Origin of the sequence: Bradyrhizobium manausense (assembly GCF_018130615.1) — a bacterium.
In the GTDB taxonomy this organism is placed as follows: Bacteria; Pseudomonadota; Alphaproteobacteria; order Rhizobiales; family Xanthobacteraceae; genus Bradyrhizobium; species Bradyrhizobium manausense_A.
This window is the reverse complement of the sequence record NZ_JAFCKB010000023.1, coordinates 43,958-67,068: the sequence shown is the minus strand read 5'-3', so window position 1 is coordinate 67,068 and position 23,111 is coordinate 43,958. Positions and strand designations below refer to the sequence as shown.

23 protein-coding genes are annotated in these 23,111 nt (G+C 64.3%); 7 read left to right on the top strand and 16 right to left on the bottom strand.

All coding sequences use genetic code 11. The features are described from left to right. Positions 1-8: 8 nt before the first annotated feature. Positions 9-926 (bottom strand): tetratricopeptide repeat protein, encoded by a 918-nt coding sequence (locus tag JQ587_RS31290; RefSeq protein WP_212303471.1) that lies wholly within the window; start codon positions 924-926, stop codon positions 9-11. Positions 927-1,012: 86 nt separating this feature from the next. Here JQ587_RS31290 and JQ587_RS31285 point away from each other — a divergent pair, with 86 nt between their 5' ends. Then, the gene (locus tag JQ587_RS31285) at positions 1,013-1,804 is read left to right on the top strand and encodes a bestrophin-like domain (protein ID WP_212427906.1); all 792 of its coding nucleotides are present in this window, start codon (positions 1,013-1,015) and stop codon (positions 1,802-1,804) included. 25 nt (positions 1,805-1,829) lie between these two features. On the opposite strand, the gene JQ587_RS31280 is transcribed toward JQ587_RS31285, so the two are convergent. Beyond that, positions 1,830-2,234, bottom strand: a complete 405-nt coding sequence (locus tag JQ587_RS31280; protein WP_212427905.1) for a VOC family protein — start codon at positions 2,232-2,234, stop codon at positions 1,830-1,832. Between the two features lie 25 nt (positions 2,235-2,259). Beyond that, positions 2,260-2,841 carry a TetR/AcrR family transcriptional regulator gene (locus tag JQ587_RS31275; protein WP_212427904.1) on the bottom strand — a complete coding sequence of 194 codons (582 nt, stop codon included), beginning with the start codon at positions 2,839-2,841 and terminating at the stop codon, positions 2,260-2,262. 157 nt (positions 2,842-2,998) lie between these two features. On the opposite strand from JQ587_RS31275, the gene JQ587_RS31270 reads away from it, so the two are divergent. Continuing rightward, a complete protein-coding gene (locus JQ587_RS31270) occupies positions 2,999-3,424 on the top strand; it encodes a tautomerase family protein (protein WP_212303474.1) in 426 nt (141 codons plus the stop codon). Between the two features lie 86 nt (positions 3,425-3,510). Here JQ587_RS31270 and JQ587_RS31265 read toward each other — a convergent pair whose 3' ends face one another. Continuing rightward, a complete protein-coding gene (locus JQ587_RS31265) occupies positions 3,511-3,816 on the bottom strand; it encodes a YMGG-like glycine zipper-containing protein (RefSeq protein ID WP_212303475.1) in 306 nt (101 codons plus the stop codon). A 145-nt stretch (positions 3,817-3,961) separates the two neighbouring features. Continuing rightward, positions 3,962-4,336, bottom strand: coding sequence for a hypothetical protein (locus tag JQ587_RS31260; protein WP_212303476.1), 375 nt, complete (start codon positions 4,334-4,336; stop codon positions 3,962-3,964). 283 nt (positions 4,337-4,619) lie between these two features. Here JQ587_RS31260 and JQ587_RS31255 point away from each other — a divergent pair, with 283 nt between their 5' ends. After that, complete coding sequence (locus tag JQ587_RS31255) at positions 4,620-6,017, top strand: peptidoglycan-binding protein (protein ID WP_212427903.1); 1,398 nt, start codon at positions 4,620-4,622, stop codon at positions 6,015-6,017. On the opposite strand, the gene JQ587_RS31250 is transcribed toward JQ587_RS31255, so the two are convergent. From JQ587_RS31250 to JQ587_RS31220, 7 genes are all read right to left on the bottom strand, one after another. Continuing rightward, a complete protein-coding gene (locus JQ587_RS31250) occupies positions 6,014-7,294 on the bottom strand; it encodes an RNA polymerase sigma factor (RefSeq protein WP_212427902.1) in 1,281 nt (426 codons plus the stop codon). The two genes, JQ587_RS31255 and JQ587_RS31250, sit on opposite strands and share 4 nt — an antisense overlap. 31 nt (positions 7,295-7,325) lie before the next feature. Then, a complete protein-coding gene (locus JQ587_RS31245; RefSeq protein WP_212303479.1) occupies positions 7,326-7,733 on the bottom strand; it encodes a YciI family protein in 408 nt (135 codons plus the stop codon). A gap of 125 nt (positions 7,734-7,858) precedes the next feature. Then, a complete protein-coding gene (locus JQ587_RS31240; RefSeq protein ID WP_212303480.1) occupies positions 7,859-8,551 on the bottom strand; it encodes an AprI/Inh family metalloprotease inhibitor in 693 nt (230 codons plus the stop codon). Continuing rightward, positions 8,551-9,540 carry a 2-hydroxyacid dehydrogenase gene (locus JQ587_RS31235; protein ID WP_212303481.1) on the bottom strand — a complete coding sequence of 330 codons (990 nt, stop codon included), beginning with the start codon at positions 9,538-9,540 and terminating at the stop codon, positions 8,551-8,553. The genes JQ587_RS31240 and JQ587_RS31235 overlap by 1 nt, the downstream gene beginning before the upstream one ends. Further along, positions 9,540-10,358, bottom strand: a complete 819-nt coding sequence (locus JQ587_RS31230; RefSeq protein WP_212427901.1) for an ABC transporter permease — start codon at positions 10,356-10,358, stop codon at positions 9,540-9,542. Before JQ587_RS31230 ends, JQ587_RS31235 begins: the two co-directional genes overlap by 1 nt. Continuing rightward, the gene (locus tag JQ587_RS31225; protein WP_212427900.1) at positions 10,355-11,170 is read right to left on the bottom strand and encodes an ABC transporter ATP-binding protein; all 816 of its coding nucleotides are present in this window, start codon (positions 11,168-11,170) and stop codon (positions 10,355-10,357) included. Before JQ587_RS31225 ends, JQ587_RS31230 begins: the two co-directional genes overlap by 4 nt. 98 nt (positions 11,171-11,268) lie before the next feature. Beyond that, positions 11,269-12,291 (bottom strand): ABC transporter substrate-binding protein, encoded by a 1,023-nt coding sequence (locus tag JQ587_RS31220; RefSeq protein WP_212427899.1) that lies wholly within the window; start codon positions 12,289-12,291, stop codon positions 11,269-11,271. 139 nt (positions 12,292-12,430) lie between these two features. On the opposite strand from JQ587_RS31220, the gene JQ587_RS31215 reads away from it, so the two are divergent. The 3 genes from JQ587_RS31215 (at position 12,431) to JQ587_RS31205 (ending at position 16,012) form a co-directional block, all read left to right on the top strand. Further along, on the top strand, positions 12,431-13,237 hold the full coding sequence (locus tag JQ587_RS31215; protein ID WP_212427898.1) for a creatininase family protein: 807 nt from the start codon (positions 12,431-12,433) through the stop codon (positions 13,235-13,237). Positions 13,238-13,376: 139 nt separating this feature from the next. After that, positions 13,377-13,640: a hypothetical protein gene (locus tag JQ587_RS31210; protein WP_212303486.1), complete on the top strand. Its 264-nt coding sequence runs from the start codon at positions 13,377-13,379 to the stop codon at positions 13,638-13,640. Between the two features lie 407 nt (positions 13,641-14,047). Then, a complete protein-coding gene (locus tag JQ587_RS31205) occupies positions 14,048-16,012 on the top strand; it encodes a carbohydrate porin (RefSeq protein WP_212427937.1) in 1,965 nt (654 codons plus the stop codon). A 19-nt stretch (positions 16,013-16,031) separates the two neighbouring features. Here JQ587_RS31205 and JQ587_RS31200 read toward each other — a convergent pair whose 3' ends face one another. Then, complete coding sequence (locus tag JQ587_RS31200) at positions 16,032-18,107, bottom strand: methyl-accepting chemotaxis protein (protein WP_212303487.1); 2,076 nt, start codon at positions 18,105-18,107, stop codon at positions 16,032-16,034. Positions 18,108-18,351: 244 nt separating this feature from the next. On the opposite strand from JQ587_RS31200, the gene JQ587_RS31195 reads away from it, so the two are divergent. Then, the gene (locus JQ587_RS31195; RefSeq protein ID WP_212427897.1) at positions 18,352-19,650 is read left to right on the top strand and encodes a hemolysin family protein; all 1,299 of its coding nucleotides are present in this window, start codon (positions 18,352-18,354) and stop codon (positions 19,648-19,650) included. 117 nt (positions 19,651-19,767) lie between these two features. On the opposite strand, the gene JQ587_RS31190 is transcribed toward JQ587_RS31195, so the two are convergent. The 3 genes from JQ587_RS31190 to JQ587_RS31180 form a co-directional block, all read right to left on the bottom strand. Further along, positions 19,768-20,016 (bottom strand): PilZ domain-containing protein, encoded by a 249-nt coding sequence (locus JQ587_RS31190; protein ID WP_212427896.1) that lies wholly within the window; start codon positions 20,014-20,016, stop codon positions 19,768-19,770. Positions 20,017-20,094: 78 nt separating this feature from the next. Then, positions 20,095-21,783 (bottom strand): FMN-binding glutamate synthase family protein, encoded by a 1,689-nt coding sequence (locus tag JQ587_RS31185; RefSeq protein ID WP_433995283.1) that lies wholly within the window; start codon positions 21,781-21,783, stop codon positions 20,095-20,097. 369 nt (positions 21,784-22,152) lie between these two features. Beyond that, a complete protein-coding gene (locus tag JQ587_RS31180) occupies positions 22,153-22,926 on the bottom strand; it encodes a ferredoxin--NADP reductase (protein WP_212427895.1) in 774 nt (257 codons plus the stop codon). Between the last annotated feature and the right edge of the window lie 185 nt (positions 22,927-23,111).

Sequence of the window (23,111 nt, the reverse complement as noted above, 5' to 3'; positions counted from 1 at the left end):
CAGGACATCTAATTGCTGCTGGTCCTCAGGTGTTCTTCCGCTGCGCTGAAGCCGCTCTTTGCCTTGAGCGTCAGAGCCGTTGGTTGTGGCTTCCATTCGGAAACCAGTTTTTCTGCAGTCGCAAGCTCCGGCTTGGACAGCAGGGTAGCCATCTCATTCACATTTTTCCTTGGCGCGATGTTCGAGAGTTTGAAATACGCATACGACAAGGACAGATCTCGTGATGCGCCTTTTCCTGCAGAATACACGCGGGATAGGCTGAAGAGGGCGTTGGGATATCCCTGATCGGCCGCCATCTTCCACCATCTCAGCGCCTCTTGCGAATTTCCGCGCCTGTCATACAGATTTGCGACATCGTGCTGGGCAAGCGCATAACCGGCTTCGGCGGAAACAAGCTTGTATTTCAGCGCCTGATCCGGGTCGGATTCGACAATGCCGGCGCCCTGCCCATCGTAATAACAGCCGAGCTTATAAGCTCCCAGCGGATGGTTGGACGCAGCCGATTTTTGAAACCACCCGAATGCCTGGCTACGATCCTGTTGCGTGCCAATGCCGTTATTATACATCATGCCCACATGGTACTGCGCCTCAGCGTCTCCTTTGTTGGCCAATACCACCATCGCGTTGAAGGTGTCCGCGTCATTTGCGCCGGCGGGCAATGCGAAGAACAGGAGGCACGTAAAGACCAAAGCGACAAGTTTCATGTTCAATTCCGATTGAGCTTGAACCATCATTCCTTGGTCCTCAAAACCGAGGACAGGTTCGCTGCGGGACGGCGAACGAGCCTGCGGCATCTTCGCCGCGACTGCCCTCCCCTGGAAGCGACGATTCAAGAAAATGCAAATCGGATCAGCGCGATAAACCGGACATTGGCTTGACGCACAACCATCCCCCCGGTGGCTCGACCAGCCGACAGGCACCGTCATGCGCCCTCGATCGTCGGGCGGGCCGGGGGTCGCCAGCGCCACGGGACGCGGCTGATTTCACCCCACGAATCACGTAGCAGAACCGCATGAGCGACTGGCTGCACAACCTGCCGGTGCCCCTGATGGCGCTGGTGATCTTCGGCTTCACCTACCTGCTGGCAGCAGCGGTGTTCATCTCCGTCGCACGGGTCGCGACCGAAGAGCGGGCGAAAGCGCTGAAGGCGATCTCGCCGGGCATGCTGCCGGTGCTCGGCATCACCTTCGGCCTGTTCGTCGCCTTCACCGCGGCGCAGGTCTGGGGTGACAGCGACCGCGCCGGCGCCGCGGTGAGCCGCGAGGCCAGCGCGCTGCGCAGCGCGGTGCTGCTCGCCGCCGGCCTGCCGGCGGAGCAGGAAACGAAGCTACGCGGACTGGTGCGCGACTATGTCGGTCAGGCCGTTGCGGAGGAATGGCCGATGATGGCGCATCAGGAGGCCTCGCTGAAGGCGACGCCCTCGGCGCTCGCCGAGGCCTTGCAGCTCGTCGTCACGATGACGCCGCAGGGCCGAACGCAGGAAACCACGCAGCGCGAGGTCCTCGCCGCGCTGGAGCAGGCGCTGGATGCGCGGCGGCAGCGCATCATCGTCAGCCTGGCCTCGGTCAATTCGGTGAAATGGTGGTGCCTGTATCTCCAGGCCCTGTGCGAGTTGCTGGTGATCGGCTTCGTTCATTGCGACAACCGCCTGGGATCGGCCATCGCGATGGGCCTGTTCGCAACCGGCGTCGCCACCTCGGTGCTCCTGATCGCCGCGCACGATCGTCCGTTCACGGGCCAGATATCGATCTCGCCCGAGCCGCTACGCCAGATCATGCCGGAGGCCCCGGCGGCGCGAAATTGATTGCACCGACCGCCGGGCTCATGCGCTAGCCGCGCGCCAACGCGCAGTTCAACATCCATTGCACGCCGAAGCGATCGGTGAGCTTGCCGTAATAGTCGCCCCAGGGCTGGATGCCGAGCGGCGTGGTGATCGTGCCGCCTTCGGCGAGACGCGCGAACAGGTCCGTCGTTGCGTCCTGATCATCCATCATCAGGTGGTGCGCGGAGCCGCGCATGGGCTCGGCGTCGTCGTTGTCCGAAGCATAGAAGCAGATGCCGGGACCTTCGAACTTCGCGTGCATGATCTTGCCCCGCATCGCGGGATTCCGGAGCGGCATGCCGCCCTCGCCGTGACGCATGATCTCGGTGACGTTGCCGAGACCGCAGGCCGCGTAGAAGGCAAGCGCCGGTTCGCACAGGGTCGTGAAAAAGAGATAGTTCGACAGGCGCATATCTCGCACTCCTCGGTTGAATTGATCAGGTCTCTGCGCAGGCCTTGAGCGCAGCCGCGCGGCACGCGGACGCAATCGCGGCGCTGACATCCTTGTCCGCGACCGCCCGCGCCATCGTGACACCGCCGGAGAGGATCGAGAGCAACGCCCAGGCACGCGCGCGCTTGTCCTTGGCGGCGCGGCCCGGCAACCCCTCGGCGACCGCGTTCACGACGCCCTCGATCTCGGCCTCGAACACGGTCCTGACCCCGACTTCTGCGCGCTGCACCTCGGAGGTCAGGCTCTGCAACGCGCAGCTCGAACCGAGCTCGCAGACCCGCTTCTGACCGAGATAGAAATCGACGAATACCTCGACCCATTTGGGACCGTGTTCGGCGCGCAAAGTCTCGACGCCGATGCGCAGCTCCTCAAGGCCCGCGACCAACGCGGCCTTGAATGCCTCCCCCTTGGACGAGAAATGTCCGTAGAACGCGCCGGAGGTGACCTCGGCCTCCTTGGCGAGACCGTCGACGCCGATGCCGCCATAGCCCTGGCGGCGGAAACCGCGGCCGGCCGCCGCGACCATGCGCGCGCGGGCCTCTTCCTTGTGTCCGGATTTGTATCGCACCACCGCACCTTTTACATAACGATCGTTATTTTATTGTTGACAGCATCGCCCACGCCGTGCGAATGCAATCACGATCGTTATATAACGATCGCAATATTATCGCAAGCCACGATCGCAGCCGGCGGTCGCGGCGCAGACATCACGAGGAGTTTCAATCATGCCGATCACCGTCGTCGCCACCGATGGCATCTTCACTGCCGCCGCCGAGAAGACCATGTTCGCCGAGCTGACCGCCTCGTTTCTCAGGCATCATGATCTGGCAGGCAATCCGTTCATCACGCCGAATGTGATCGGCGAGATCAACACCGTCCCGAAAGGCCGGTCCTTCGCCGGTGGAACGTCAAACGACATCGTCGTGGTCGAGTTGAAAGTCCCATCCTTTGCGTTGGCAAGCGCCGAACAAAAGGCGAGCTTCATCAGAGAGGCCACCGACATCGCGTTCAAGGCCGCGGAAGGCCGGCATCCGCGCGAGCGGATTTTCGTCAACATGGTCTATGCGGTGGACGGCCTGTGGGGCATCGGCGGCAAGGCCTACACCAATGCCGAGCTTGGCGACGCCGTCAGCCAGGCCAGCGCTGCTTAAGCAGCGCGATCAGACATAACGATCGGTCATAACGATCAGATATGGCAACGCCGGCGCGTGCGAGACAGCGCCGGCGCAAGATCGGCTCAGTAGCAGTATCTCGGATCGACAGGGACGTAGCGGCCGTCCCGGCGCTGCATGTAGCAGCCGCGCTGATACGCGTAATAGCCGGAGCGGCGGCGTTCGCCTTCCGACGCGATCGCAGCACCCGTGCCGGCGCCGACGACGGCACCGATGGCCGCGCCGCGGCCGCCGCCAAGCGCGCCGCCCACGATCGCCCCGCCCACGCCGCCGATGATGGCGCCGCCGATAGCGTCCTGCGCCATCGCATCATGGACCGGCACGGCCATCGCAACCGAGAAACACATCGCAATTCCAAGACGTCGAAGCATCCCGAATCCTCCCATCCGATCGGGCCAGTCATAGCGTTTGGGACGATCCCGTGCCAGAAATTTTCGTTTGAATCCGACGCGCGCCCGCCCCTTGCGCCAAAGGGCCAGCCTGTCACGACAGCCACGGCTGAAGCACCTGCCGCGGCTACGGCTCGAGCCAGCGCTGCACGGATTCTGCCGTGTCGGCGGGCGTGGTGTTGAAGCAGATGGCGGCCTGCGGCGCCAGGCGGTGGACGAGGTTGAGCACCTTCTCGAACAGCAATAGCCGCTCCTTCGGCTCGCGCAGACCGGCGCCGATGACGATGCAATCGAAGCGCTCGTCGCGCAGCGCCGCCGTCACGGCAGCTTCAGCGGCGGCGTCGAGATCGATCAGGCAGCTCGTGACCTCATAGCCGAGCCCGCGCAGGCGCAGCAGCTGTGCTTCGATGTAGTTGCGCACGAGCGCCGGCGTGAGCTGCGGGAATGCGCTGTAATCCGCATTGCCGGGTTCGATGCCGATCGCGAGAACGCGCTTGGTCATTGCGGGATTCCCTAAGCAGACCGTCTCCGTCGTTAACGGATGACCGCCCGGCCGGTTCCCGGATTGCGTGTGATGGCGGCGCACTCGCGCATACGTCACCGATATTGCGTCCTTTGACCGCAATCTTTCGCGCCGCACGTGTAAGCCATTTCACATGCACTCTGGCGATGGCCTGCCACATTTGCCGAACCACACTCAGAGCCCGTGCCCGCAAACGGTCGCACGCGGCTCATGCTTGATTGCACGACGAACCGATAATTTTATCCATTCGCGGGAGCAGGAGATGGTGTCATACGAGAGCTTGAAGAGTGAATATGAGAGAAACTGGGCCAATCTCCAGATCAGGCCCACACGTCTCGGCGAGGCCAATGCGACGGCACGCAAGGCGATCAACGGCAAGGCGACCTACCAGCAGGTCGAGCGACTGACCGGCGTGCCCTGGTACTTCGTCGCGCTCTGCCATTATCGCGAGTCCAATTTCGATTTCGACACCTATCTCGGCAACGGCGAAACGCTGCATCGCGTGACCTGCCTCGTTCCGAAAGGGCGCGGCCCGTTCAGCTCGTTCGTCGACGGCGCCGTGGACGCACTGCGAATCCAGCACTTCGTCGGCACACAGGACTGGTGCATCGCTCGCACGCTTTACCGGCTCGAATGCTTCAACGGCCTCGGCTATCACGCCAAAGGCGTCAACTCGCCCTATCTCTACGGCGGCTCGACCCTGTACGGACCGACCGAAGCAAGGGGTGGCAAATTCGTCGCCGACCATGTTTTCGATCCTAATCATGTCGATACCCAGCTCGGCACCGCGGTCATCCTGCATGCGATGATGGCGCTGGATTCCTCGATCACGATCGACGACAGCCCGTCCATTGCCCCTCACTCCGAGCCCGACGAGGATGTGGCGTCATCGGTGCTGCTGATGCAGCAGACCCTGAACAGGCTCGGCGCCAATCCGCCGCTCGACGAAGACGGCATCAGCGGACCGAAGACCAAGGCGGCGGTCTCCGAATTTCAGCAAGGCCACGGCCTTCCCGACACCGGTCTGCTCGACGGAGCCACGGTCGCCGCCATCACGCGCGCAGGGATGCAGCCGGTCCAGACGGCAAATGTCGATCTGTCCCAGATCCTGAAGCGGCTCGAAGGTCTCGCGCAATTGCTGCAAGGCGCAAGCGCGTCGCCAGGTGCCACAGCACCTGGCGGTACGACATCCGGCGGCACGACAGTGGCCACCAATGATCCAGTCAGCCTGCTCGAACGGCTGTTCTCTCTCGTCAACAAGACCGCGCCGCTGCCCGGAACGACCACTCCGGCCAATCCCACGCCCGTCGACCAGCTGAAGCCGGTGCTCGACCTGCTCGGCGTCCTGCTCGACAAGAACAGCAAGCCCGTGCTCGGCCAGGTCAACGGCGCGCTTGGCGAGACTATCGGCAAGATGCTCGACGGCAAGAAGACCGCGCTCGGCATCGGCGGCTCGCTCATCACCGCGCTGCTTTCGGCGGTGACCGCAAGCCCCAATGCGGGAGGCCTTGCCGGACTGTTCGGAACGATCGCGTCGGCGGTGCCGGGCCTGAGCCAGTTCGCGCTTCCGATCTCGCTGGCGCTGACGGCCTGGGGCGTGCTCGGCAAGCTGGAGAAATGGGCGCAAGGCACCGCGCCGCCGCCCAAGCCGACGACCTAGCTGTCCTGGGTGTGAAGCGCCGCAGCGCGGCGCTCCATCAGCGCGCGTTCACGTCCATTGGTCGCCAGATGCGCGGCGGCCTCAAACGCCTGCCGCGCCTCTGCGAGCCGTCCGAGCTTTTGCAGCAGATCACCGCGAACAGCGGGCAGATGGTGATAGGCGCGCAGCGCCGGCTCGCCGGCGATCTGGTCCAGCACGTCGAGGCCGGCCTGCGGCCCCCAGGCCATACCGACCGCGACCGCGCGATTGAGCTCGATCACCGGCGAGCGCACCAGCCGCGCCAGCTCGGCATAAAGCTGCGCGATGCGCCGCCAGTCGGTAGCTGCAGCGGACTCTGCCCTGGCATGACACGCCGCGATCGCAGCCTGAAGCGCGTAGAATCCGCCGGCGCCGCCGAGCTCGCCGGCACGTTCGAGCGACCGCAGCCCGTGGCGGATCTGAAGCCAGTCCCAGAGCGTGCGATCCTGGTCCATCAGCAGAATGGGGTCACCCTTCGCATCGGTACGCGCACGCGCCCGCGCGGCATTCAGATCCATCAGCGCGACGAGGGCGTGAACCTCAGGCTCGTCCGGAGCCAGGTCTGCGAGCACGCGGCCCATGCGCAGCGCCTCGTCGCAGAGCTGCGGCCGCAGCCATTCCTCGCCGCGCGCGGCGAGATAGCCCTCGTTGAAGATGAGATAGACGACCTCCAGCACCGAGGCGAGGCGCTCCGACAGCGCCTCGCCGCTCGGCGTCTCATAAGCAAGACCGGAATTCGACAGCGTCCGCTTGGCGCGGACGATACGCTGGGAGATGGTTGCTTCAGGCACGAGATAAGCGCGCGCGATCTCGGACGTGGTCAGGCCGCAGATCATGCGGAGCGCCAACGCCGCGCGCGCCTCGCGCGACAGGATCGGATGACAGGCCGTGAAGATCAGCCGCAGCAATTCATCGCCGATATCATCGTCGAGCGCGGCATCGAAATCCGGCACGGTCTCCTGCTCCTGCAACATGTCCCGCGCCAGCATGTCGTGCTTGTCGCCAAGCATCTTGCCGCGCCGCAAATGATCGAGCGCGCGCCGCCGGGCGGCGGTCATCAGCCAGGCGCCGGGATTGTCAGGGACACCGACGGCGGGCCAAGCTTCGAGCGCCGCCACCAGCGCGTCCTGGGTCAGCTCTTCCGCGAGCGGCACGTCGCGCAGCATCCGCGCCAGCGTCGCGATCAGCCGCGGCTGCACGACGCGCCATGTTGCGTGAATCGTGGCACGGATGGCCTGATCGATGTCGGCGGCCGTCATCGCCGCCGACCCTGACGCGGTGTGCCATTCATCAGGCGTGGGCGGCTAGTTCGGACCGCGCGTTGACCTCGCAGGCGCCATCCACGCCCGGCGTGGCGAACGCCCGCAATTCGCAAGTGCCGTCCCAGCCCGGCATGTGGTCGAGGTGCAGCTGCATGAATTCCTTGGCCATGGCCAGGGCTTCCGCCTTGTCGCGCAGCTCGAAAATGGCGTAGCCGCCGACCACTTCCTTGGCCTCGATGAAGGGGCCATCGACGACGCTGAGCTCGCCGTCGACGATCCGCACCCGCGCGCCGGTCGCAAGCGGCATCAGGCCGCCATTGTCGATCATCCGGCCAGCCTTGATTTCCCGCTCGGAAATCTTCTGCATGGCCTCCATCAGCGCCGGAGACGGGCCCTTCATCGGCTGGCTGGAGGTGACGATGTACATGAAGCGCATGCAAAACTCCTGTTGAGGCGAGACGCAGCCGGTTCGGCCGCGCGATCAGCTCGCTATGGAGATGACGATCCAGCCGGGGCCGGAGCGACATGCGCCACAGAAAAATTGCAGGACCGGAGGGGCGCCTATTGGCGCAGCATGATCAGGGGATCGGCCGTATCGGGAACCCGCCGCCATTGCGCGTTGTCGTCGGCCTCGAACTGCCAGACGTCGCCCGATTTCGACATCAGGATGATCTGGCCGCGCTCGAGCCGCCATTGCGTCGGGTTGAACTGGGCGATGGCCGCATCGCATTTCGGCTTGAGGAAGACCTGGAAATTGTCCTGCTCGGCTTCCGTGTTGGTCAGCGTCAATCCGCAGATCGGCTGGCCGTTGCCGCGCACCATGGCCCAGTCACCGATCATCTGGTCCATCGACTTGGCCATCGAGCGGGCGGCGGCGAGATCCTGTAGGATGTAGACGCCCTCGCCCTGCCGCAGGCCTTCGAAAATGCCGGCCTCGACCTCGGTGAAGTCGATCACGGATTCACCGGTGGCATCCTGGAGGCGGACGATGTCGAGGCCCTTGATGCTCCAGGCCACGATGTCCTTGGTGAAGGGCAGTGCGGTCTTGCAGGCCGGCTCCAGCTCGAGCTTGAAACCCTGCGCCACCGCATCGCCCTTGATGGTGACGACGCAGGTCTTGCTGCGCTCGGTGGTCGAGAGCTCCCACTGCCCGACCATCCCCTTCTTCAGGGTCGTCGCATCCTGCGCACGCGCAGCGCTGATCGCGGCGACAGAGGTCGCGATCAGCAATGCAACGACCCGAAGAGCAGTCATCAGCGCCCCTTGAACGGCGTTTCAGCAACCGGCGTCAGCGGCGCCTTGCCGGCGAACCAGGACTTGAGGTTGTCGACGACGAGCTGGTCCATGGCGTTGCGCGTCACCACCGAGGCCGAGCCGATATGCGGCAGCAGCACGACGTTCTGCATGGTCTTGAGCTCGTCCGGCACGTTCGGCTCGGCGGCGAACACGTCGAGGCCGGCGGCGAGGATGGTGCCCGATTTCAGCGCCTGCACCAGCGCGGGCTCGTCGACGACAGAGCCGCGTGCCACGTTGACCAGCACGCCGCGCGGGCCCAGCGCCTTCAGCACCTCGGCGTTGATCATCTTGTTGGTGCTGGCGCCGCCCGGCACGATCACCATCAGCGTGTCGACCGCTTTCGCCATCTCGATCAGGTCGGGATAGTGCTTGTAGGACACGTCCTTGGACGGATTGCGGGAGTGATAGACCACCGGCACCAGCGAGGCATCGAGCCGGCGCGCGATCGCCTGGCCGATGCGCCCCATGCCGACGATGCCGACCTTGCGGTCACGCAGCGAGCCGACACTGAGCGGATAATTCTGCGTCTGCCAGAGGCCGGAACGGACGTAACGGTCGGCCTTGATGAACTCACGCACGGTCGAGATCAGCAGCCCCATCGCGACGTCGGCGACTTCTTCGGTCAGCACATCGGGCGTGTTGGTGACGATGATGTTGTGCTCGGCAGCGTATTTGGCGTCGATATGGTCGTAGCCGACGCCGAAGCTCGCAACCATCTCGATCTTGGGCAATTGCGACAGCGAGTCCTTGTCGGCGCGAACGGTGTGATAGGTCACGGCAACGCCGCGGATCTTTTCGCGGATCGCCGGCGTCAGCCGCTCGAGGTCACCGCGCGTCTCGGCCTTGTGCACGACGAAATGATCGGAAAACCCGCTCTCGAGGATCGGCCGCACCGGCCCATAGATCAGAAGGTCGATCTTATCGGACGAAATCGAACCGGTTGACATCAGTTTTCCTTTCCAAGCGCGCTCTCATGCCAGCGCCGTAAAACGAGGTGGGAAATTAGCGCCAGCACCCCATAGATGACAATCCCGGCTAGCGACAACAGCAGCAGCGCTGCGAACATGCGGGGTATGTTCAATCGATAGCCCGACTCGGCGATCCTGTAGGCAAGGCCGGAGCCGGCGCCCGCCGTTCCCGCCGCGATCTCGGCGACGACAGCGCCGATCAGCGACAGACCGCCGGCAATGCGCAGGCCGCCCAGAATATAGGGCAGCGCCGCGGGCAGCTTGAGAAAGCGCAGGGTTTGCGGCCTTGATGCGCCATAGAGCTGGAACAAACCGGCGAGGTTGCGGTCGACCGAATTCAGCCCCAGCGTCGTGTTCGACAGCACCGGGAAAAAGGCGACGATGAAGGCGCAGACCACGACCGCGGTCTGCTGCTCCAGATAGATCAGCAAGAGCGGCGCGATCGCGATGACAGGCGTGACCTGAAGCACGACGGCATAGGGGAACAGTGAATATTCCACCCATTTCGACTGGTTGAACAACAAGGCCAACGCGATGCCGCCGATGCCGGCGGCGACAAAACCTTCCAGCGTCGTCAAAAGCGTGGTGGCGAGCGACTGTGACAGCACCGCCCAGTCCTTGATCAGCGTCAGAAAGATGACCGAAGGCGCCGGCAGCACATAAGGCGGGATCTCCTTGATCCGGACCACGAGCTCCCAGGCCGCGAGGCCGGCGGCGAACACGATGACAGGCAGCACGAGACGCATCGCGCTTTGCGCACCTGACGGCTTCGTGGTGACGGAGGATTGCGCGGTCATAGCGTCGACTGTCCCGAATAGGACGGCGCCAGCGCGGCCGACACCTTGCGGCAATAATCGGAATAAGCCGCCGAGGTACGAAACTCCTCACCGCGCGGCTCGACCGTCTCGATGCGGATATCGGCCTCGATGCGGCCGGGCCGCGCCGTCATGACCACGACGCGCTGCGACAGATAGACGGATTCGAACACCGAATGGGTCACGAAAATGACGGTCTTGCCGAGGCTGCGCCACAACGCGAGCAGATCGTTGTTGAGACGGAAACGCGTGATCTCGTCGAGCGCGGCGAACGGTTCGTCCATGAGGAGGATGTCCGGATCGGTCACGAGCGAGCGCGCCAGTGACACACGCATCTTCATGCCGCCGGACAATTCGCGCGGGAAGGCATCGGCGAAATCAGCGAGCCCGACACTGGCCAGTGCTGCATCGGCCCGCGCCCGACCTTCGGCCTTCGGAATGCCGCCGAGCCTCAGCGGCAGCCGCACGTTTTCGCGCACGCTGGTCCAGGGCATCAGCGTCGGCTCCTGGAACACGAAGCCGATGCCGTGGCCCGGCTGCACGGGCCCCTCGTGACGGGCCACCCGCACCGTGCCTGATGACGCTGCGCTGAGCCCCGCAATCAGCCTCAGCGCCGTCGACTTGCCACAGCCGGACGGACCGAGCAGCGAGATGAACTCCCCCTTGCGCACCGCGAGGTCGAGAGGGCCGAGCGCCATGACGCCATTGTCGTAGGTCTTCGTCACAGCGCGCAGGCTGACGGCAAGCGCCGTCAGGCTGGCCTCGACCGTGGGCGAGGTTTTGCGCTCTACCATTGATCGCGAAATGCTGTTCGACGTCGCGGGTTGACCACCTTTCCCCAACCGGGAGAGGTAAGCGACGACGTCACACCTGGGTCTAAACTCGGCATACGTTACGGCTTGGCGGGGCGCAGCTCGACGCCGACGCCCTTGTTGACGAAGCGCAGCGTGTACGACTTGCGGAAGTCGAGATCGCCCTTCACGACGCCGGCCTTCACCATCTTGTTGAAGAAGGAGGTGTAGCGCTCGTCGCTCATCGCGCCGATGCCGTTCTTCAGGCTATCGCCGGAATCGACGATGCCGTATTCCTTCATCTTGGCGACGGAATAGGCGAGCAGGTCGTCGGTCATCTCGGGATTGAGCTTCTTGATCATGGCATTGCCGGCCGAATTGTCGCCATAGATGTAATTGTACCAGCCGATCATCGAGGCATCGACGAAGCGTTGCACCAGGTCTGCCTTCTTCTCGATCAGGTCGCGGCGGGCCTCGATCAAGGTCGAATAGGTGTTGAAGCCGGCATCGGCGAGCAGGATGACGTTGGGCTTGAAGCCGGCTGCTTTCTCAACGGCGAAGGGCTCCGAGGTGACGTAGCCCTGCATCGCGCTCTTGGGATTGGCGATGAAGGGCTGCGGGTTGAAATTATAGGGCCGGACATTCTTCTCGCTGAATCCATATTCGGACTTCAGCCACTGGAAATAGCTGGTCATGCCCTCCTTGGAGACAAACAGCGTCAGCGGCTTGAGGTCCTCGATCTTGGCGACCTTCGCATCCGGCTGCGTCAGCAGCACCTGCGGATCTTTCTGGAAGACCGCAGCGATGGTCACGACCGGGACGTTGTTGGCGACCGCGTCGAACGACATCAGCGTGTTCGCGGCCATGAAGAAATCGATCTTGCCGGCGATCAGCAGCATGCGGTTGTTCTCGTTCGGACCGCCCGGAACGATCGAGACGTCGAGCCCGTATTTCTTGTAGGTGCCGTCGGCGACCGCCTGGAAGAAGCCGCCATGCTCGGCCTCGGCGACCCAGTTGGTGCCGAAAGTGACCTTGTCCAGGGTCTCGCTGCGCGCCGGCAGGATCGACACCACAGTGGCCAGCAAGCCCGCCGTTAACGCTCGCCGCAGATGGGATGGGCTCATGAATGCACTCCGTCGATCGAGTCTGGCCGATGTGAGAACAACGCGATAAAACCGCAAGAGATCAGGGGACGCTGGCCGGCCGGGCCCGCGTCCCCTGATAACCCCAAACTACGTGACAAATTCAGGCAAAGAAACCTTGATGACGCCTTCCCGCGACTGGAGCGAGATCCGCTGGACCGATGCCGCTCCTGCGGATGTGTCGCGCTGGATCGCGGTGCTGCCGCTGGCGGCGACCGAGCAGCACGGCCCGCATCTGCCGCTCGAGACCGACGTGCTGATTGCCGAGGCCTATCTTGCGCGCGTGCGGGAGGTGCTGCCGGCGACGCTGCCGGCGACGTTCCTGCCCATTGAACCCGTAGGCATCTCCACCGAGCATATCGACTATCCGGGCACGCAGACGCTGCCGACCGAGCTAGCGCTGAAGCGCTGGACCGAAATCGGCCGGGACGTCGCGCGGCGCGGCGTGAAGAAGCTCGTCATCATCACCAGCCATGGCGGCAACAGCGCGGCAATGATGCTGGTGGCGCAGGATCTTCGCGCGCATCAAAAAATGTTCGTGGTGACGACGTCGTGGTCGCGCCTGTCGGCTGCGGAGAAATTGTTCCCGGCCGATGAAGTGCGCCACGGCATTCACGGTGGCGCAGTCGAGACCTCGATCATGCTGGCGCGCTATCCCGGGCAGGTGCGCAAAGATGCGATCGCGGATTTTCCCGCGAGCAGCATCGCGATGGAGCAACAATATCGCTGGCTCTCGACGCAGCGGCCCGCGCCCTTTGCCTGGCAGGCGCAGGATCTCAACGCCAGCGGCGCTGTGGGCAATGCAACGCTCGCCGTCGCCGCCAAAGGTGAGCAGTTGATCGACCAGGGCGCACGCGCGTTCTGCGAATTGCTGACTGAGGTCGATAACTTCGACGTGAGCAGGCTCGCCAAGGGCCCCCTCGGCTAGCCTTCATCTCCCTGAAATTATTCAAGAAAGATCCGATTATTCAGGCTGCCTGAGGCACTTTCGAACCTGATACGGCAAGCCTCCGTCCAATTGGGCACGCGGACCACAACGGACCGCCTCAACCCGGATGGAGTTTCACATGTCGATCAAGACCAAGCTTGCCGCACTCGCTCTCGCCACTCTTGCCGTCACCGGCAGCATCGCGGCCACCACCTCGCAGGCCGAAGCGAAGCCGCTCGGCTGGGGCTGGGGTGTGGGCGCCGGCATCGCCACCGCCGCCATCGTCGGCACCGCGATCGCCGCCAGCAACGAACCCTATTACTACGGCTATCACCGCTGCGGCTGGGTCGCCCAGTACAACGCCTTCGGCCAGTACGTCGGCCGCGTTCGTAGCTGCTACTGATTTAGGTATCTGAGGCCGATCTTACGTGGATCCTGCGTCCGACACGGGCGCCTCATCCACCCCGTGTCGTGCCCCCGACCCGCCCGGTTGTCCCCCCGGGCGGGTCATCCTTTTTTCGCACCAGGAGTTTGTTGCAGTCCCGTCACATAACGATGCGACCCATCCTCTGCGACATTCCGGACTAGTTGCTATTGCGAATTACTAGCAATAAGGTTCGCAACAAGCTCAGGGACTTGGCAGACTTTGGGGGTGAATCGCGCAAGGACGGCTGATCTCGTCCGGTCGCGGGAGCATCCAAGACCCTGATGACAGGACTGCTGCGAATTGGCAGGGATGTCGCGGCGGGTGGGACATATTCGCGTTTGGGGGCGTGCGTTTTGACGTTGAGAAGTCACCGTTACAGGTATTTGCGGACGGCCGCGGCGATTGCCTCGGGCGTGCTGGCATTTCCCGCCACCGGCCGTGCGGCCGACCTGCCGCTCAAGGCGCCGGCGCTGAGAGCCGTCTATGACTGGACCGGGCTCTATATCGGGGCGCATACCGGATTCACCCGCGGCACATCCTCCGCGACGCTGATCGATCCCGCGGTCGCGACCAACAACAACGTCTTCACCGGCGCGACCGGTGGCGTCCAGGCCGGCTACAATTGGCGCCTCAGCTCGGGCCTTCTGCTCGGCGTCGAAGGCGACATCTCCTTCCCGAACTATTTGCCCTCCAACCACGTCGTGTCGTCGGCGGTGACCGCGCTATCGAGCGCAGAGGAGCGGTGGGACTACGTCGCGAGCCTGCGCGCGCGGCTCGGCTACACCAGCGGCAACTGGCTGTTCTACGCGACGGGCGGCGCGGCTTTCACCGGCGAGCGATTTCTTTCGACGCCGACCGGCGGCAATGAAGAGAAGGTGCTGCACACGCGGTTCGGCTGGACTGCCGGCGGCGGCGTCGAATATGGCTTCGCGCCGCACTGGAGCGCGCGGCTCGAATATCTCTACAGCAAGTTCGAGAACGCGGGCGTCACCTTCCCCTCCGGCGCGCAATATTCGTCGTCGATGGATTTCCAGAGCCTGCGCATCGGCCTCAATCGCAAGATCGACTGGCCGGGCGTGCCGACCTACAATGCGAAATCGGATGTCACCGACACCGAATCGAGCCGCTGGGAGATTCACGGCCAGTCGACCGTGCTCGGACAGGGCTACCCCGCGTTCCACGCGCCCTATACCGGACCGAACAGTCTGCTCCCGACGCCGGACTTTCAGCAGACCTGGAGCAATTCGCTCTATCTCAATGCGCGGCTGTGGGACGGCGGCGAGGTCTATTTCAATCCCGAGCTGCTGCAGGGCTTCGGCTTCAACAACACGACGGGCGCTGCAGGCTTTCCGAACGGCGAAGCGCAAAAGTCCGGCTTTCCCTATCCGCATTTCAACGCCTCGCGACTGTTCGTGCGCCAGACCTTTGGTTTCGGCGGCGAGCAGGAGGAGCTTGCCAGCGGCCAGCTGCAGCTCGCGAGCAAGGTTGACGTCTCGCGCCTGACCTTGCAGGTCGGCAAATTCTCCGTGGTCGATGTGTTCGACGGCAATTCCTACGCGCATGACCCGCGCAAGGATTTCATGAACTGGTCGATCTGGGCGTCCGGCGCCTTCGACTATGCTGCCGACAAGCTCGGTCTCGGCTACGGCGCGACCGCCGAGTTGAACCAGAAGCAATGGGCGCTGCGCGGCGGCTATTTCCTGATGGACGCCGTTTCCAACTCGAGCAATTTCGACATGAACGTCGGCCGCCGCGGCGAATATGTGATGGAGCTCGAGACCCGCTATTCGCTGTTCGGCCAGCCCGGCAAGCTGCGCACGCTCGGCTTCGTCAACAGCGCCTATTCCGGCAGCTATCGCGAGACGCTGGATAATCCCGCCTTCGGCGTGGACATCAGCCAGACCCGCCGCGGCCGCATCAAATACGGCTACGCGCTCAATCTCGAACAGGCCATCACCGACGACATCGGCGTGTTCGGCCGCTGGAGCTGGAACGACGGCCGCAGCGAGATCATGGCCTTCACCGACATCGATCGCAGCCTGTCGCTTGGCACCTCGATCAAGGGCACCAAATGGGGCCGGCCCGACGACGTCGTCGGTATTGCGGGCGCCATCAACGGCTTGTCACAGGATCATCGCGACTTCATCGCGGCCGGCGGGCTCGGCCCCCTCATCGGCGACGGACAGCTCAACTACCGCCGCGAGCGCGTGCTGGAAACCTACTATGCCTATGCGCTGAACAAGGCGCTGACCTTCACCGCCGACTACCAGCTCATCACCAACCCCGCCTACAACGCCGACCGCGGACCGGTCTCGGTGTTTTCGGGGCGGCTGCACGGCGAGTTCTGAGCGCGTCCGCCGCTCGCTCCTACGCAGCGCGGATCGCGTCCAGGAATTTTCCGACCTCGACCTTGAGACGGGTGCTCTCGCCGGACAGCGATTTGGCCGAGGCGAGCACGTTGGCGGAGGCCGATCCGGTCTGGCTCGCACCGCGCTGCACGTCGACGATGCTGGCGGACACCTGCTGGGTGCCACGTGCGGCCTGCTGCACGTTGCGGGAAATTTCCCGCGTCGCCGCGCCCTGCTCTTCGACCGCCGAGGCGATTGCAGACGCGATCTCGGACATTCGGGTGATGGTATCGCCGATCGCCTTGATGGCACCGACGGAATCCTCCGTCGCGGTCTGGATTCCCGTGATCTGCTGGCTGATCTCGCCGGTCGCCTTGGCGGTCTGCTCGGCGAGCGCCTTGACCTCGGAGGCGACGACGGCGAAGCCGCGGCCGGCCTCGCCGGCGCGCGCCGCCTCGATCGTGGCGTTGAGAGCGAGAAGATTGGTCTGGCCCGCGATCTGGCTGATGAGCTCGACGACGTCCCCGATCCGCCCGGCGGCCTTGGCGAGCTCGCCGACATAATCGTTGGTCCGACCTGCCTGCTGCACCGCCTCCCCGGCGATACGCGCGGAATCCTGGACCTGCCGGCTGATTTCGTCCACCGACGAGGCCATCTCCTCGGCCGCCGCGGCGACAGTCTGCACGTTGGTGGAGGCCTGTTCGGAGGCGGCCGCGACGGTCGTCGTGACCTTTTCCGACTGGTCGGCGCTGCTCGTCAGCGTTCCTGCCGAGACCTCCAGCTCCGAGGAGGCCGACGAGACGGTGTTGATGACGTCGCCGATCATGGCCTCGAAGTCGCGCGCGATCTGGTCCATGCGCTGGCTGCGCCGGAGCTTCGTCTCGGCTTCGACCGAGGCGGCTGCATCGGCGGCCTTCTGGGCGACGAGCGAATCCTTGAAATGTTGCAGCGAGCCGGCGACCTGGCCGATCTCGTCATTGCGGCCCGTGGCGGGAATCTCGACTTCATGCTGTCCGGCGGCGAGCGTGCCGATCACGTCGGCGAGCCGCGCCAACGGCGTCACCACGCGGCTGCGTAGCATCATGGTCACGCCGCCGAGCGTGCCGAGCAGCGCCAGCACCGCAACGCCTGCAAGCGCGAGCATCGCCAGTGCGCCATCGCGCGCCGCCGACGCACGCTCGGCTGCTTCCGCCAGCGCGGCGTCGCGCACGCCGTAGAACATCTGGATGGCGGGCACGATCACGCTCGCCAGATCGTCGGAGCCGATACCGTATTTGCCGTCGCTGCGCGCCGCCGGCATCTCCTTCTCGACGACGGGAGCCGCTTTCCCGAAATAGGACTCGGTCGCGGCCTTGAACGCGGCGGCGATGCGGGGCGGATTTCCGAGCTGATCGATGCCGGCCTCGATGCGCTCGCGGTCGGCTTCCACGCGGCCCTGCATGCGATCCATCAACGAGGCTTCGGCGACCGTCACCGGCCGGCGGGCCGACAGCGGCGGCGACAAGGTGGCGGCACGGCTGCCGGCGGCAACCCGCAAATCCTGCGCCGTTCGCGCCAGGCTCAGGAGCGCCGCAAGCGAGGAATCGGCGTTGACCACCTTGGCTTCGAGCCGGTTCATGATCGGCTCGATGCTGCCGAGGACGTCGGCGACGCCGGGCAGGAAGCTCTTGATGGCGGCATTGTCGCGCGCGGCCAGAGGCACGCTCATCGCGCGATCCGCCGCCGTGTTGACCTCCCTCAGCCGGCGTGCGGCACGGTCGAGCTTCTCTGCCATCGCTGCGCCGTCATCGAGCACCAGGATGGCACGCCTTGCACCGTCGAATGCGGTTTCGGCCGCCTTCGCAGCTTTCGCGGCCGCATCGATCTGCGCTTGCGTCGCAGCGGTTTCCTGGAAGATCGGTCCGATATAGGGAGCGCGAAGGCCGGCGACCTGCTGGCTGACCATCAGCATCGCGCCAAAAGCATCGACCGTCTTGATCGCATCGGAGCGGTTCGTGAAGATGCGCGCCTGCGGTATCAGCACCTCGGCGCCAAGAACGACCGCAAAAACCGTCACCGTCAGCATCGACAGCGCGAAAAGCTTCCCGATCCGCATCGTGGGCCCCGATATGTTCCTGCAAATGCCGAAAACCTAGCTGGCGGCCACTAAGGGCCCGTTAAGCATCTGTCCGTAGTTCCGCGGAGTGTCAGGTCGTCGCAGGGCCGCCCCGACGGGCGGCCAGCCGCGAGGTTCCCTCGCCGTGGCGTATGCGACAGGATGGCCGGAACTTCCTCGGGGAATACCTATATTAACGTGTGTGCTGCGATCCGCAGCCACACTCGCTGCTCCCGGAACATCAATGCTCTCCGTCGAACTCATCATCGTCGTCGTCCTGATCGTCATCAACGGCCTCTTGTCCATGTCCGAGCTGGCCGTGGTGTCATCGCGCCCGGCGCGGCTGTCGCTGCTGGCCGCCAGGGGCGTGCGCGGTGCCGAGCGGGCACTGACATTGGCCGCCGATCCCGGTAAATTCCTCTCGACGGTGCAGATCGGCATCACGCTGGTCGGCGTGCTCTCGGGCGCCTTCTCCGGCGCCACGCTCGGGCAGCGGCTGACGCAATGGCTGGTCGAGCTCGGCCTGTCCTCAGGCATTGCCGACATCGTCGGCGTCGGCATCGTCGTCACGCTCATCACCTATGCGACCCTGATCGTCGGCGAGCTGGTGCCGAAGCAGGTGGCGCTGCGAGATCCCGAGAGCATCGCAGTCAAGGTCGCGCCCGCGATGCACGTGTTGGCGCGGGTCTCGCTGCCGCTCGTGTTTCTGCTCGACGTCTCCGGCAAGCTGATCCTGACCCTGCTCGGCCGCGGCGGCAAGGCCGAGGAGAAAGTGTCGGAGGACGAGATCCATCATCTCGTCAACGAAGCCGAGAGCGCCGGCGTGCTCGAGCCCGGCGAGAAGGAGATGATCGCCGGCGTGATGCGGCTCGGCGACCGCCCGGTCGGCGCCGTGATGACGCCGCGCACCGAGGTCGACGAGATCGACTTGAACGATGCTCCGGAAGCCATTCAGGCGATCATCGCAAAGAGCCCGCATTCGCGCTTTCCTGTTTCTGACGGCGATCGCGACGCGCCCATCGGCGTGCTCCAGGCGAAGGACCTGCTGGTCGCGTACATGAACGAACGCACGCCGAATCTGCGGGCACTCGTCCGCGAAGCGCCAAGCATTCCCGCATCCGCCGATGCCCGCGATGTGCTGGCAATCCTGAGGGCTGCGCCGGTCCACGTCGGTTTCATCTACGACGAATACGGCGCCTTCGAAGGCGTGGTCACGGCCGCGGATATTCTGGAGTCGATCGTCGGCGCCTTCCATTCCGAGGAAGGACCGCCGGAGCCGGCTTACGTCAGGCGCGCGGACTCGTCGCTGCTCGTCTCAGGCTGGATGCCGGTCGACGAGTTCGGCGAGCTGCTGAGCATCGAGCTGCCGCCGCATCACCGCTACAACACGGTCGCTGGCCTCGTTCTGCAGCAATTCAACGTGCTGCCCAATGTCGGCGATGCCTTCGACCTCAGCGGCTGGCATATCGAGGTGGTCGATCTCGACGGCCGCAGGATCGACAAGATCCTGGCGCGCCGTCTGGGTGAGGTGGAGACGGGATGAACGAGCGGCGGTCTCTCCACTCGTCGTCCCGGCGAAGGCCGGGACCCATAACCACCGAATTGAGTTTGGTGAAGACTGGTAGTTGCGCGGTACTGCTACCTGCGCACCGAGCTTACGCTACATCCCTCGCCCGAACTGCACCCCGATCCGCTTTTCCTTGCGCCACACCACCGTGCAGGCGAGGTGCGCGCCGTCGGCTTTGATGGTGAGGGTGAAGTGTTCGGGAATTCCGACCGGGCTGGTGACGTCGAGCGCGGCGCCGGTGTCGGAGAAGTTGCGGACGGTGCAGTCGATCGCGCCGCCACCGAACTCGATGGTTCCGGCTTTCAATACGCGATGCCTGGCCTTGTTGCGCCGCTCGTTCATGGGCACAATTTACACCCAAAGTTGAACCAAACCTTAAGTGCCAGCCCCGCTCGCAAGGAATTTATGCAACCTGCGCACTCACGGCGCCGGCTGGAACGACGCGGCCTGGGCCATCCGCCAGGCGTCGCGGAACCGCGGGTCTTCGGTACCTTCGAGCAGCTCGCCCGGACGCAGCGCCGGATAGAGCTGGGCGAAGGACCTCACATCGGTCGTCGAGGTGCGCTGGGTGAAGTGGATCGGGCGCAGCTGCTGCGGGTGCTCCAGGCCCGCCGCGGCGATCAGCTCGGTCAGCGAGTGCAGCGTGGCGTGGTGATAATTGTGCACGCGATCGATCTTGAGCGGCACGTAGAGCGCGCGCGCCCGCGTCGGGTCCTGGGTCGCAACCCCGGTTGGGCAGCGGTCGGTGTGGCAGCTCAGCGACTGGATGCAACCGAGCGAGAACATGAAGCCGCGCGCCGAATTGCACCAATCGGCGCCGATCGCCATCGCGCGCGCCATGTCGAAGGCGGTGGCGATCTTGCCGGACGCGCCGATCTTGATGCGGTCGCGCGCGTTGATACCGACCAGCGCATTGTGGACGAAGTTGACGCCCTCGCGCATCGGCATGCCCAGATGGTCCATGAATTCCAGCGGCGCAGCGCCGGTGCCGCCCTCGTTGCCGTCGACGACGATGAAATCCGGATAGATGCCGGTCTCCAGCATCGCCTTGCAGATCGCCAGAAACTCCCAGGGATGGCCGATGCAAAGCTTGAAGCCGGCCGGCTTGCCGCCCGAGAGCTTCCGCATCTCGGCGATGAACTGCATCATGCCGGTCGGTGTCGAGAAGACGCGATGCGAGGCCGGCGAGATGCAGTCCTCGCCCATCGCGACGCCGCGGATCTTGGAGATCTCCTCGGAGACCTTCGCCGCCGGCAGCACGCCGCCATGGCCGGGCTTGGCACCCTGGCTGATCTTGAGCTCGACCATCTTGATTTGGTCGTGGCTCGCGACGCGCGCGAACGCCTCCGGATCGAACGTGCCGTCGAGATGGCGGCAGCCGAAATAGCCGGAGCCGATCTCCCAGATGATGTCGCCGCCCATCTCGCGGTGATAGGGGCTGAAGCCACCCTCGCCCGTGTCATGGGCGAAGCCGCCCTTCTTGGCGCCGGCATTGAGCGCGCGCACCGCGTTCGGACTGAGCGCGCCAAAGCTCATCGCCGAGATGTTGAACACCGAGGCTGAATAGGGCTTTGCGCAGTCCGGGCCGCCGATCGTGACGCGAAACTTCTCTTCGGCATGCGCCTTCGGCGACACCGAGTGATGCATCCACTCGTAACCTTCGCGGTAGACGTCCTCCTGGGTGCCGAACGGACGCTTGTCGAGCTGCATCTTGGCGCGCTGATAGACCACCGCGCGGGTGTCGCGCGAGAACGGCATGCCGTCCTTCTCGCTCTCGAAGAAATACTGCCGCATCTCCGGGCGGATCTCTTCGAGCAGGAAGCGGATATGCGCCGAGATCGGGTAGTTGCGCAGCACCGCGTGGCTCTTCTGCATGAGATCGCGGACGCCGAGCAGGGTCAGGGCGCCGAAGATCAGGATCGGGACCAGCAGGATGTCGAAGATCTTGCGGTCGGCGATGCCGATGCCGACCAGCAGCGCCGTGACGACCGCGCAGATCGTCAGGACGATGAAGCGCGGCGAGAACGGAAGCAGCAGGATTTCGGCGATCCCTTCTTCCGCCAGCGCCAGCCGTTTGGGAGATTCCTGCGTCTTGTTGTCGTCGGCCACGATTGCCACCCTCTCGCCAGCATGAGGCGGTACGATACGCCTACGCCTGTCATACGGATATGACGCGGCGGTTGTTTCAGGCTAGCGAATTCGGCCGAGACAAATCAATCAGCCCGATGGGCGGGCTGCTGCACTGCAGCAGGGGCTGATATGGGACGGGCGGAGTGCCCCCAGCTGTCGTCCGGGCAAGCGTGGCGCAGACCCGGGATCCATAACCGCAGCATTTTCGGGCCGGGAAGCTGTCACTCCGAGCCTTCGCATAGCCACGGCCTGTGGCTACGCGTCCCGGATCTGCGCTCAGCTTTGCTGCGCTTGTCCGGGACGACGGGTTGAGCGTGGCGCGCGATCAAGCCACATCTTCAACAGAGTTTAGCGCTCGACGAACGCCTTCTCGATCACGAAATGGCCGGGTCTGTTGCCGCTGCCCTCGACGAAGTCGCGGCCTTCGAACATCAGCTTCAGCTCTTCCAGCATCGCCGGGCTGCCGCACATCATGATGCGGTCGGTCTCGATGTTGAGCGGCGACTGCCCGATGTCGTTGAAGATCTGCTCGGAGTTGATCAGGTCGGTGATGCGGCCGCGATTGCGGAACGGCTCGCGGGTCACGGTCGGATAATAGATCAGCTTGTCGGCGAGGAGCTCGCCGAACAGCTCGTCCTCGCGCAGGTTCGCGACGAGCTTCTCGCCATAGGCGAGCTCGGAGACCTGGCGGCAGCCATGCACCAGCACGATGCTTTCGAACTGCTCATAGACCTCGGGGTCCTTGATCAGGCTGGCGAACGGCGCGAGGCCCGTGCCGGTCGAGAGCAGCATCAGCCGCTTGCCGGGGATGAGGTTGTCGGTAATCAGCGTGCCGGTCGCCTTGCGGCCGACCAGGATGGTGTCGCCTTCCTTGATCTTCTGGAGGCGCGAGGTCAGCGGACCGTCCTGCACCTTGATCGAGAAGAACTCGAGCTCTTCCTCGTGATTGGCGCTCGCCATGCTGTAGGCGCGCAGCAACGGGCGACCATCGACCTCGAGGCCGATCATGGCGAACTGGCCGTTCTGGAAGCGGAAGCCGGTGTCGCGCGTGGCGCGGAAGCTGAACAACGTGTCGGTCCAGTGCTGGACGGAAAGAACCTTCTCTCGGTAAAACGCGCTCATGATTTTCGATATTCCGAATAATTGCGGTTTTAGGGCAAAAGCGTTGCCCGGCCCCGAAACGGGGCGGACACCATTGCCATGGCGGAGGATTTCGCGTGTGTGATCTACGCCATTGAGACCAATAATCAACCTCGTTCCGGCTGTAATTGACGCGGGTCAAGTCTGCATTTGCGGCGGAAATGGCT